Annotated in this window: 16 protein-coding genes; 4 read left to right on the top strand and 12 right to left on the bottom strand. The window is 63.6% G+C overall.

From position 1 onward, the window contains the following. Positions 1–88: 88 nt before the first annotated feature. Both KQ297_RS00190 and KQ297_RS00185 read right to left on the bottom strand, forming a co-directional pair. Positions 89–442, bottom strand: a complete 354-nt coding sequence (locus tag KQ297_RS00190; RefSeq protein ID WP_259737647.1) for a DUF5615 family PIN-like protein — start codon at positions 440–442, stop codon at positions 89–91. Then, a complete protein-coding gene (locus KQ297_RS00185) occupies positions 439–672 on the bottom strand; it encodes a DUF433 domain-containing protein (RefSeq protein ID WP_259737646.1) in 234 nt (77 codons plus the stop codon). The genes KQ297_RS00190 and KQ297_RS00185 overlap by 4 nt, the downstream gene beginning before the upstream one ends. A gap of 428 nt (positions 673–1100) precedes the next feature. Here KQ297_RS00185 and KQ297_RS00180 point away from each other — a divergent pair, with 428 nt between their 5' ends. Next, a complete protein-coding gene (locus tag KQ297_RS00180; RefSeq protein WP_259737645.1) occupies positions 1101–1652 on the top strand; it encodes an HIT domain-containing protein in 552 nt (183 codons plus the stop codon). 134 nt (positions 1653–1786) lie between these two features. Here KQ297_RS00180 and KQ297_RS00175 read toward each other — a convergent pair whose 3' ends face one another. From KQ297_RS00175 to KQ297_RS00165, 3 genes are read right to left on the bottom strand one after another with little or no spacing between them, the layout of a single operon-like run. Then, on the bottom strand, positions 1787–2050 hold the full coding sequence (locus KQ297_RS00175; RefSeq protein WP_259737644.1) for a hypothetical protein: 264 nt from the start codon (positions 2048–2050) through the stop codon (positions 1787–1789). A 40-nt stretch (positions 2051–2090) separates the two neighbouring features. Continuing rightward, positions 2091–2432: a DUF86 domain-containing protein gene (locus KQ297_RS00170; protein ID WP_259737643.1), complete on the bottom strand. Its 342-nt coding sequence runs from the start codon at positions 2430–2432 to the stop codon at positions 2091–2093. Next, positions 2429–2743: a nucleotidyltransferase family protein gene (locus KQ297_RS00165; protein ID WP_259737642.1), complete on the bottom strand. Its 315-nt coding sequence runs from the start codon at positions 2741–2743 to the stop codon at positions 2429–2431. Before KQ297_RS00165 ends, KQ297_RS00170 begins: the two co-directional genes overlap by 4 nt. 287 nt (positions 2744–3030) lie before the next feature. Here KQ297_RS00165 and KQ297_RS00160 point away from each other — a divergent pair, with 287 nt between their 5' ends. Then, entirely contained in the window at positions 3031–3213 is a 183-nt protein-coding gene (locus KQ297_RS00160) for a hypothetical protein (RefSeq protein WP_259737641.1), read from the top strand. On the opposite strand, the gene KQ297_RS00155 is transcribed toward KQ297_RS00160, so the two are convergent. The 3 genes from KQ297_RS00155 to KQ297_RS00145 form a co-directional block, all read right to left on the bottom strand. Next, complete coding sequence (locus KQ297_RS00155; RefSeq protein WP_259737640.1) at positions 3199–3531, bottom strand: helix-turn-helix transcriptional regulator; 333 nt, start codon at positions 3529–3531, stop codon at positions 3199–3201. The genes KQ297_RS00160 and KQ297_RS00155 overlap by 15 nt on opposite strands. A 442-nt stretch (positions 3532–3973) precedes the next feature. Continuing rightward, positions 3974–4474 (bottom strand): GNAT family N-acetyltransferase, encoded by a 501-nt coding sequence (locus tag KQ297_RS00150; protein WP_259737639.1) that lies wholly within the window; start codon positions 4472–4474, stop codon positions 3974–3976. Then, positions 4474–4746, bottom strand: a complete 273-nt coding sequence (locus KQ297_RS00145; protein ID WP_259737638.1) for a DUF1778 domain-containing protein — start codon at positions 4744–4746, stop codon at positions 4474–4476. Before KQ297_RS00145 ends, KQ297_RS00150 begins: the two co-directional genes overlap by 1 nt. A gap of 304 nt (positions 4747–5050) precedes the next feature. Between KQ297_RS00145 and KQ297_RS00140 the strand changes: the two genes are divergently transcribed. Then, positions 5051–5281, top strand: coding sequence for a hypothetical protein (locus KQ297_RS00140; protein WP_259737637.1), 231 nt, complete (start codon positions 5051–5053; stop codon positions 5279–5281). Positions 5282–5362: 81 nt separating this feature from the next. Continuing rightward, positions 5363–6304, top strand: a complete 942-nt coding sequence (locus tag KQ297_RS00135) for an HNH endonuclease (RefSeq protein ID WP_259737636.1) — start codon at positions 5363–5365, stop codon at positions 6302–6304. A gap of 10 nt (positions 6305–6314) precedes the next feature. On the opposite strand, the gene KQ297_RS00130 is transcribed toward KQ297_RS00135, so the two are convergent. The 4 genes from KQ297_RS00130 to KQ297_RS00115 form a co-directional block, all read right to left on the bottom strand. After that, positions 6315–6521 (bottom strand): hypothetical protein, encoded by a 207-nt coding sequence (locus tag KQ297_RS00130; protein ID WP_259737635.1) that lies wholly within the window; start codon positions 6519–6521, stop codon positions 6315–6317. After that, the gene (locus KQ297_RS00125) at positions 6481–6750 is read right to left on the bottom strand and encodes a BrnT family toxin (RefSeq protein ID WP_259737634.1); all 270 of its coding nucleotides are present in this window, start codon (positions 6748–6750) and stop codon (positions 6481–6483) included. The genes KQ297_RS00130 and KQ297_RS00125 overlap by 41 nt, the downstream gene beginning before the upstream one ends. After that, the gene (locus tag KQ297_RS00120; RefSeq protein ID WP_259737633.1) at positions 6737–7144 is read right to left on the bottom strand and encodes a hypothetical protein; all 408 of its coding nucleotides are present in this window, start codon (positions 7142–7144) and stop codon (positions 6737–6739) included. The genes KQ297_RS00125 and KQ297_RS00120 overlap by 14 nt, the downstream gene beginning before the upstream one ends. Before the next feature lie 211 nt (positions 7145–7355). Further along, complete coding sequence (locus tag KQ297_RS00115; protein WP_259737632.1) at positions 7356–7943, bottom strand: hypothetical protein; 588 nt, start codon at positions 7941–7943, stop codon at positions 7356–7358. Positions 7944–8242 lie beyond the last annotated feature (299 nt).

The following is an 8242-nucleotide window of genomic DNA, read 5'->3' as shown; positions in this document are numbered from 1 at the left end:
GCGGTCGAAGCCGGGCAATGGGACTGGAGAGATGGATGCCCATGAGCCAGGTGGTCAAGCGGGTCATCGGCGCCGAGTTCACTGACGTTCAATGCCGAACAACCAATGCCTTCCGACTCAGCTCGATGAGGACATGGGTTTCAAACAGCCGGCTCAGCTCCGGCAGAACACGAAGCAGCAGAGCGGTGAGATCCTGGTTGCCGATGTTGCCCGTGGCCACAAGCAGAAGTCTGGCAGGATTGCCGCGCAAGAGATGACTGCGGACGAAATCAGCATCCTTACTGAAGACAACTCTCCCATCGCTGTCGGCAATGGAGGCAATCATGTTGTCGGCGCTGCGATTCCCATCAGGCAGATCAAGGGTGTGCAGGACGTCGCAACCCAATTGTTCCAGCGGCCGAACGAGAGATCGTGGCAGCTGGGCATCCAGCAGGATCCTCATGCAGAGAGGACGTCAACTCGCTGAATTCGGGAAAGCTGGGTTGCGTACTCAAGCACTGCCGTGATGTCTTCAGCCTCGAGATCTGGATAATCGGCAAGAATGTCAGCCGCACTCATCCCAGCTGACAACAGTTCGAGCACCATCTCCACGGGATAACGCAACCCGCGGATGGTTGGTTTTCCATGGCAGATCTCAGGGTTGATGGTGATGCGCCCAAGCTGGTCTGTCATGACGGTTTCCTGGCTTCCCCAGCCTAAGGGGGACAGCAGATCACGACCGTGAGCTGGTTGTGACGCTGGCATGGGGATCTTTTGGGCCTCTCCCTCAACAGTGCCACCCCCATCACACCCCGTACCAGCACAGACCCCGCACCGCCAGGATCCCCCATGCCCCCGCCCCCCTCCACCACCTACCAGCGCCTGCGGCACACCATCGCCAAGCAGATGCGCATGAGCCCCATCGACCAACCGCTGATGCTCATGGAACTGCTGGGCCACTGATTTGCCAGGCAACAGCCAGCCCCGCCCCAGCGCAGGACGTGGCCAGGCGGATCCTGGGCAACCGATGGTGAGCACCTTGCCCACCGCAGCCGCCACCGCAGCCCGATCAGCGGCTCGGTGAAGTATCGGGTGCTCACCAGGGCACGGGGCCGCTGCGAGTGCTGCGGCGCCAGGCTGTTGCCCAGCAAATCCCGCACCAGCGGGCCCTGGAGGTGGACCACATCATCCCCAAAAACCAGGGCGGCTCCGACGCCATCACCAACCTGCAGGCGCTCTGCTTCCGCGGCGTGCAGGCCAGCTACGGCCACCGCGAAGCGGGCTGTGTGTTCTGCGCGCTGGAGGGCAGCGGCCGGGTGCTGCTGGAGAACGAGCTGGCGCTCGGCATCGCCGATGCCTACCCGGTGAGCGAGGGGCACAGCCTGGTGATCCCGCGTCGTCATGGGGCCGACGGGCTGGAGCTGCTGAAGCTGCGGCGGGAGCAGCTCAGCGCCCAGGACGCCACGATCAGCGGCTGGGCTGGTTTGCTCAACGCAAGAGGGGGGCTGAACTCAGGCGAGGCGGCGGGGCAGACGGTGTTTCATGCGCATGGGCATCTGATTCCCCGGCGCACAGCTGATGACGATTCCCCTCGCAGAGGCGTTCGGGGGGGGGGGGGTTCAAGGGCAAACAGCACGACTGAGCCTTGGCCTGCCCGTCGGTCGTGCGGATGAAGGGGACTGGGGCGGCACACCCACACCCGCAACCGGATTGGCTGCAGCCGCCACGCGCCCACGCCAGAAGGGATCCCAGCAGGGGCGATGGCCTGACGGGCCGCCCCAAACCACGAAGCTCCACACGCTCAGGGTCAATCGAGAAGCCTGCCGCACACGTACTTGTGAAGGACACTGCTGATCAGGGTCTGGTAGGGAATGCCCTCCTGCAGGGCACGGGCACGCAAGTCGCCCAGATCCTCACTGGTGAGGCGAATGTTGATGCGCTGATCCTTGGTGGCCGTTGACCTTGCGGAGGCTTCCAGGCGGGAGCGCTCGGCAGCCGTAGTCACCGAAAGGAGAGTGCCCGCTTCGAAGGCCTCCAGGATCTCCTGCTCGTCGTGATCAAGGGGGTTCATGGTGCGTCTCCTGGGCGGTAGGCGATGGTGGCTCTGGTGTTCAGCCATTGCTCTGCCGCTCAATCAGCAATCGAACGGTGAGACCAAGGGGAGGAAGATCACGCGCCACGGCTTCCCAGACCTGCTCCAGATTCACACGCAAGTAATCATGAATCAGAACATCTCTCATGCCGGCGATGGACTTCCAAGGAGTTGACGGCTCGGACTCGCGAAGATCCACCGAAAGATTCTTCACGGCCTCGCCGACCACGATCAAGTTGCGGATCACTCCATCCTGCACAAGCGTGGAAGCAAGAAAAGCTGAGCGGCCTTCCATGGTGTAGAGAGTGATGCGCTCAAGGGCTTCGGAGATGCTGCTGAGGTAAAGGAGATCTTTGCTCACAAAGCCTTGGCCTGCGCAACGATCTGATCGCGGATCAAAGGATGCAACTGCGCAGCTTCCGCCAGATCCACCTGGCAATTCAAGAGAGCTTCCAGTTCCTGCTGGAGAGCGATCACCTCCAGCAGGGAACAGCCCCGCTCCAGATCCACCAGCAGGTCAAGGTCGCTGCCGGGCCGATCCTGGCCGCGGGCCACCGAGCCATAGATCCGCAGGTTGCTGGCCCCATGGCGGTGAGCCACGGCAAGCACCTCCTCACGGGCGCCCTGGAGCCGCTGGGAGAGGGAGGTTTCCTGGGTCGAAGGGGCAGCCATGGCTCCATTCTGGACTGCATCACCGTCGAGGGCGATGGGACCGACACCCCTCGCCGACATGCTGCAGCCCCATCACACCCACGCCAGAAGGGATCCCAGCAGGGGCTCCTTCCTGACGGGCCGCCCAAAACCAAACCTGGCCCGGTCGGCCGGCAGCCGCCACCATCCCTCCATGCCCCCGCCCCCCTCCAGCACCTACCAGCGCCTGCGCGAGTACATCGCCAAGCAGATGCGCATGAGCCCCATCGATCAACCGCTGATGCTGATGGAACTGCTCGGCCACGGATTTGCCAGGCAACAGCCAGCCCGGCCCCGGCGCAGGTCATCGCCCGGCGGATCCTGGGAAACGGATGGTGGGCCGGGTGCTCACCGGCAACGGCATCACCCGCTATGGCGAGGGGTGCGACGTGCTGCTGCAGCTGTGCCGCCAGCACCTCGATGCCCTCCACCGCCACTCACCAAGGCGGTGAAGCTTCATCAGGGGTTCGAGGCACCAGCTGGATTTCCACATCACAGCCGAGCACATCGGCGTAGCGGCGGAGCGTGGACAGTGCGGGCAGGTGCTTGCGGGATCCCTCGAGCCGACTGATGGCGCTGCGCGTGGTGCCCATCCGCACGGCGACCTCCTCCTGGGTGAGACCGGCCCGCTGGCGTGCCTCCAGGAGCTGCCTGAGCAGACGGAATTCCACGGCGGCCTCCTGCCGCGCTTCGCTGTAGCCCGGCACCTGATCGAGCCGGGCGCGTTCGGCACCGCGATCGCGGATGACCGGTTGATAGGGGATGTCCACCTCGATGTCCTCGCGAACTCGAGCGTTGTAGTACTCAAGCCGAAACGGCCCTTCAATGTTAGCGCGCGTGCTACGTGCCCACGGGGCTGGCCCGCTGATGGGCTCTGGGCGCCAGGCCCTTGTGGGGTGAAGGAGAGCGCGTGAGCGCCACGGCAGCGAGGCTTCTCCTTTGACAGTTCCACCCCCGTCTCACCCCGCCACCATTGCCCCATGCCCCCACACCCCTCCCCCACCTACGAGCGCCTCCGGCAGTACATCGCCAAGCGGATGCGCATGAGCCCCATCGATCAATCGCTGATGCTCATGGAACTGCTGGGCCACGGATCTGCCAGGCAACAACCAGCCCAGCCCCGGCGCAGGTCATCACCCGGAACAGGAACAGCGGAACCTCGCTGATCAGCGGCGAGAGGGTTACGGCTACGAAGCCTCCATCTAGGGCCGCTCACAACCCCAGGGTTGCCGCCACATCCGAGAGACGGATCAGGAGGGTGTCGGGATCGATGGGTGAGGGATCGAAACCCATGTGCAGATAGAAGTTGCGGGCGTCCGCGGAAGCAGCGTGGACCACGATGCCGCGAACGCCGATCCGTTCGCTGGCCTGAAGGACCCGCTCGAACGCATCGGCAAGCAGGGCACGCGCGATGCCGCGACCTTGCACACTGCGGCAGACCGCCAGCCGTGCCAGCAGCACAACCGGAATGGGATCGGGCATGTTGCGACGAAAGCTCCCGGGTGCTCTGGCCACCGCCACGGCACCGGAGGCCAGAGCCACATAGGCCTTGACGGTGCCGTCGCCATCGCAGACCACAAACGTGCGTGTCGCACCGCTCTGCTGATTCGGCAGGGCACGCTGCCGGAGCCAGTGATCCAGGCTGGTGTCGCCGCAGTCGAAGCCCACTGTGCTGTGGTGGCTGGCCAGGGGCTGCGGCGCCAGCAGCTCCATCAGCGTTGCCAGGGCCTCGGCGCGGTCATGGTGCGTTGCAGGCGGTCACTGGGGCTTGGGGGAGCATCCAGCAGGCGGAGAAGCTGGTCGAACTGTTCGGACGACACGGACTGCCAGCTCTGCTGGACCAGAAGCTCACGGGCGGCGGTGCGGGCCGCCTGCAGAACGAAGTCGGTTCGAGTGAGCCCGGAGGCACGGACGGCGCGATCGATCAGGGCCTGATCGTCGGGCGAGACCCGCAGGTTCCAGCTGAGGCGGGAAGTGGCAGCCACGGCCGTGCCGCAAACCTCCTTGCAGCCTAGCTTCATGGGTAGACAGTGTCTACCTCCATGCCTCTGGGCCGGCTCAGCAGGGAGGCCTGGCGTCGGTCCCATCGGGTGAGTGGGGTCAATGGAGGAAGGGGGGCATAGCTCCTTCTCCATCAGTGCCACCCCCGTCTCACCCAGCCAGGATGCCCCCATGGTTCGGCACCCCTCCCCCGCCTACGAGCGCCTCCGCGACTACATCGCCAAGCGGATGCGCATGAGCCCCATCGACCAACCGCTGATGCTGTAGCCGAAGGCTTGCGCGCAGCGGTTGGAACTGCTGGGCCGCCGCAGCCCCGCCCCGGCGCAGGACATCGCCCGGCGAATCCTGGGGGAGGACGTGACCCAGATCGACTACTACACGGAACGGGTGAAACGGATGGTGGGCCGCGTGCTCACCGGCAACGGCATCACCCGCTACGGCGATGGGCTCTACACCCTGATCGGCGCTGCTGTCGCTGTGCCGCCAGCGGCTGGACGGGTTCCGCGAGCAACGGGGTGAGGAGGTGATTCCATCGAGACAGCCCACCCGAGGACACACCGCCCCACCCCGGCTACAACGAGGCCAGCACTGTCTGAATCCGTGCCCTCCTACTGGTGGGTGAACCACAAGCAGACCTACCGGCAGGAGACCGACGGCGGCTACATCTGGTCGCCGAAGGCGAATGCCAACGGCGCCCGCAACGTTACCTACGACAACCTCAGCCGCTGCCAGCGGGGGGATGTGGTGTTCAGCTATGCCAAGGGGCGGATCAGCCAGCTGGGCCTGGTGGAAACGGCAGCGGTCACTGCAGCCAAGCCGCCGGAGTTCGGCTCAGCGGGGGAGAACTGGAGCCAGGAGGGCTGGCTGGTGCGGGTGAACTGGCAGCCGCTGCGCCAGGCGTTGGTACCCCAGACGTTCTTTGCGTTGCTGCAACCGCTGCTGCCGGAACGCCACAGCCCGATCAGCACCAGCACCGGCCGGGGCAACCAGGGGGTGTACCTGGCCGGGCTGAGCGAAAGCCTGGGGCTGCTGTTGCTCCGGCTAATCGAGGAGCACGCCGATCCGGCGGTGCGGGTGCACTTGGTGGTGCTGGCGGAAGAGGGGGAGTACACCGCCGCGCTGCTCGATGACATGCAGCGGTTGCGGGAGGTACCCAGCAGCACCGAGCGCGATGCCCTCACCAAAGCGCGGCTGGGGCAGGGATTGTTTCGCCATCGGGTGTCGGAGCTGGAGCCGGCCTGCCGGGTCACGGGGCTGGCGCGGCAGGAGTTCCTGGTGGCGAGCCACATCAAAGCCTGGCGATCCTGCGACAACAGCGAGCGGCTGAGCGGATCCAATGGCCTGCTGCTCTCCCCCCATGTAGACAAACTGTTTGACCGCCATTGGATCAGCTTCGATGGGGGCGGACAGCTGATCTGGCAGCACGAGGCGGCTGGGGAGGCCTTGCACTGCTGGGGCATCGGAGGGGCGAATCTGATCCGGCCGTTCAGCCGCGAGCAGGAAGCGTTCTTGAGTGCCCACCGGGAAGCCTTGAGGCACTGAAGCCGATGGGTCAAGATGCTTCGTTTGGTTTGGCCAGAAAAGGCTGATCCGGCTGGCCAGGGCGCTTGATCACGGCGTGCGTGAGATCTTCCTCCGTGATTGCAGGGATCTCCTCATACTCTTCGGGTTGGATGACATGGGAATCCACGCGCGGAAGATCAGAGTGGATCTCGCCTTCAGGAGAAGTGGGGGAAAAAACGAAGTCGTTCTCGCTCATTGGCCTTTCGCATGGAGATGATGTGCCTGATGCCGTTGCGCTCTGTGTAGACCACGATCACAGCGCGGCCCCGAAGCAAGCCGACACAAACGATTCTGACTTCACCATAGTCTCGCCGTCGATCAGGGAACTGGCTCGTGGGGCCGGCGAAAGCGCTCTCAGCATCGAGGAAATCCAGGCCGCGCTGCTCCAGGGTGCGCAGGCGCTTAGCCGGATCAAAGCGGATCACCTGGCAGGAACCGCTGGATGAAGGCCGCCACCGGCATGGGCCCGCAGCGGGGGATCCAGCTGGCGCCGCCTGGAATCCGGCGCCAGCACTGCACCTGAAGCTGGGGGTCGGTGCCGGGGAGCAGCTGCACCCGGTAGCGGTACTCCGCATCGGCCGCCTGGTCCGGGCTGGCCAGGGGTTCGGCTTGGTGCTGGATACTCAGAAAGGCGCCTAGGAAGCTGGAGGCATCGGGGGCCTCATGCAGGGCTGCCGCAAAGCGCCAGGCAGCGCCGGTTGGGTAGCCGTCATGGTGGAGGTAGAGGTGGTGGAGCGGGTGATAAGGAAAACCGGAGAATGAATAAACGGCGCGGGTGGCCAAAGTGAGGAAGCGGCTGCTCTCACCAGTGCCACCCATGTCTCATCCAGGTGAATCAGGATTATCTGAAGAGCATGCACAAAGGCGATATGCATGTGATAGAAAAGGGGTTTTAGTTCGATATTAACTATTGAAGAAAAGCTGATAGAAGGCCTGCATTGGCATCGCCGAGCAACCACTTCAACTGCTTGTAATTTTATAGACACTATCTCCAACCTCGGCGGCCAGTGGTCCGTCGGCATGCGCATTATCAAGAGGACCTCAGAAATCCCGCAAGCCTTTCGTCTCCTGTGCTTTGGACGCATGCGCGGGCAACCGCCGAAAGCTCTTGCTCTTCTCGCATCATCACCCGTATGCGCTTTGCGGCCTGCTTTACCCGGTCGCACGCTACAGCATTTGTTGGGTCCTTCTCGCACATGCAAAGCTCCCGCCGATACTCCTGCACTCGGTTCCAGCACTCTGCCCAGACAGTTTTGCGCTTATCCATGAGTGGTGGAAAGTCTAGGTTGTAGCGCTCAACCGAATACTCCACCCGAGACCTCTCCCAGTCATTGTTGATGTGCGGTGCGGGGATAGCGTGCCCTTCGATATCAAAAAAGAGCAAGACCGGATCGTCTTCGTCGACTGGGTCGAGCAGCATGGGCACTTCGTAGCGAATGTCGCCATTCTCACCAACACGGGCACAGCCATTTCGGAGGGGGAAGAAAGTGCTTTTCTTGCGATTCCCGGCATTGCCGCAGATCCGGTAGTTCTCCCAGGCAAAGGCAAGCCACCAGTAGCCCTCATGGGAGGTGCCATCGAGATCTTTGGCGCTTTTCTTCGGCCGATAGTGCTCCACATCCCAGTGACTAAAGCAGTCCTTCGCCTCTGAAAACCAGCACGTATCCATTCAGGGGTCGGGATGGCTCGCCAGGAACTCCGCTCCTGCTGATCTCTTGACGGCACGGTAATTCCCGCTTGTATCTCAGGCAGAGACTCCATGAGATGCCCACCCCTACGGCCGGAATATCAGAAACGGATTGGTTGGCGACACCTGCCAGTGTCAGTGCGCTGGTCATGGTCCAGCAGGAACAGAGCCAGCAGCTGCAGCAACAGCTCACCGCTCTGGCCACTGAGCTTGCTGGGTTGCGGGAACGG

The sequence above is a fragment of the Synechococcus sp. CS-205 genome, from assembly GCF_025128255.1.
Lineage (GTDB): Bacteria > Cyanobacteriota > Cyanobacteriia > PCC-6307 > Cyanobiaceae > Regnicoccus_A.
The sequence above is the reverse complement of the archived record's forward strand: the minus strand, read 5'-3'. Positions and strand labels throughout refer to the sequence as shown.

Bases quoted from the DNA above. Each gene is read 5' to 3' on its own strand.
- KQ297_RS00190 (WP_259737647.1), bottom strand. From the start codon at position 442: ATGAGGATCCTGCTGGATGCCCAGCTGCCACGATCTCTCGTTCGGCCG.
- KQ297_RS00185 (WP_259737646.1), bottom strand. From the start codon at position 672: ATGACAGACCAGCTTGGGCGCATCACCATCAACCCTGAGATCTGCCAT.
- KQ297_RS00175 (WP_259737644.1), bottom strand. From the start codon at position 2,050: ATGAACCCCCTTGATCACGACGAGCAGGAGATCCTGGAGGCCTTCGAA.
- KQ297_RS00165 (WP_259737642.1), bottom strand. From the start codon at position 2,743: ATGGCTGCCCCTTCGACCCAGGAAACCTCCCTCTCCCAGCGGCTCCAG.
- KQ297_RS00150 (WP_259737639.1), bottom strand. From the start codon at position 4,474: ATGGAGCTGCTGGCGCCGCAGCCCCTGGCCAGCCACCACAGCACAGTG.
- KQ297_RS00130 (WP_259737635.1), bottom strand. From the start codon at position 6,521: ATGAGCGAGAACGACTTCGTTTTTTCCCCCACTTCTCCTGAAGGCGAG.
- KQ297_RS00120 (WP_259737633.1), bottom strand. From the start codon at position 7,144: ATGGGTGGCACTGGTGAGAGCAGCCGCTTCCTCACTTTGGCCACCCGC.